The organism is Nostoc sp. CALU 546 (assembly GCF_048836525.1).
This window is the reverse complement of the sequence record NZ_JAWJTF010000426.1, coordinates 1-1263: the sequence shown is the minus strand read 5'-3', so window position 1 is coordinate 1263 and position 1263 is coordinate 1. Positions and strand designations below refer to the sequence as shown.

Here is a 1263-nt window from a genome sequence, read left to right as displayed (position 1 = left end):
AGTTATGGAAGGCCCAACTCCAGAAACTTGCTAACGAAATTGGACTTATCATTCAGTTTGCACATTTTCCGCCTGCTACAAGTAAGTGGAACAACATAGAACATCGTATGTTCTGTCTGATTACAGAAAACTGGAGAGGTAGACCACTAACCATTAAAGAAGTAGCTATTAATTTAATTAGTACTGTTACCACCAATGAAGAACTAGTAATTAGTACTCCAAAAGATGAAAATAAATGCCAGATAGATATAGATATTAATGACAAAGAATTGTCAAGAGTCCACCTAGAAAAAATTAAATTCCATAATGACTGGAACTACCGATTTTTACCTCCGACTTATTTAGAATTATCGTCTTGCTTTAATAATAAAGGCGAACACACATTTTGAGATTAATAGAGAAAGGCACATGCATTATCTGCGAATTTTAATCCACAGTATCCGCATATATGGTTCTGCTTTTTCGGGGCTTTTGAAGTAACATACCATGTTCCTTGACAGGCAACCGTCGGCTATCTCCAACTCTCTCACCATAATGATTATCATTACTATAAAAGTGAGAATTTAATTTACTAAAATCCTTATTTAATAAGGGTTACGCTAAATCCCACTCTGATTCAGACTTGTCAATATTTAGATGCGTTTGCCCTGAGGTTAGGAGTAGCTACTATCCTTGTAGGAGAGGGCTTTCACCTTTGTCCCAGGTTTCGTTAGGAGATTTTCAAGGTTCTGTTCCTTGGTGTTTCACCCTTAGTTATGTGTTGGCTTAGGAACGAGTCACAGATTCATTGCCTTGGGGTATTAAACAGTATCGTAGACTACAAAAACTTTAGCAATCGCTCTTTGAGGAAAACGTTTTGATTTATTGCAGATGTACAAGCGACATCTTTAAATACCTCTAGTTTAGACCTCAATCTTTACTCCAAAATAAGTAAGTTATTTCTGCGTGATTACTAATAGACAAATCTTACTTGAATAGTCATATTTAGTTATGCTATTGTAAGCTCGTAAGCATTGATTTCGCCATAGTAACCTATGCTAAATAACAGTTAATGCAAAATTACACCCGTTAGCATTGGTTACTACCATATCCTGATTATAAGTTTTATTTTTCAACCAAGTAGCTCAATTACGTGAGAGTAATTCTCAATTTAATAATAATTGAAAGCTAATAATTTTATTATTAGCTGCTTGAATCAATACCTATAGGTATTGCTCTAATACTCCTGAATTTCTCTGCATCAAGTAGGAATTCTAGTAATTT

1 protein-coding gene is annotated in these 1263 nt (G+C 34.6%); it reads left to right on the top strand.

Annotation, left to right across the window (positions count from 1 at the left end; translation table 11 throughout):
* The coding region (locus RRG12_RS44245; protein ID WP_420763375.1) for an ISAzo13-like element transposase-related protein at positions 1 to 389 on the top strand (389 nt) is incomplete at its 5' end.
* Positions 390 to 1263: the final 874 nt, after the last annotated feature.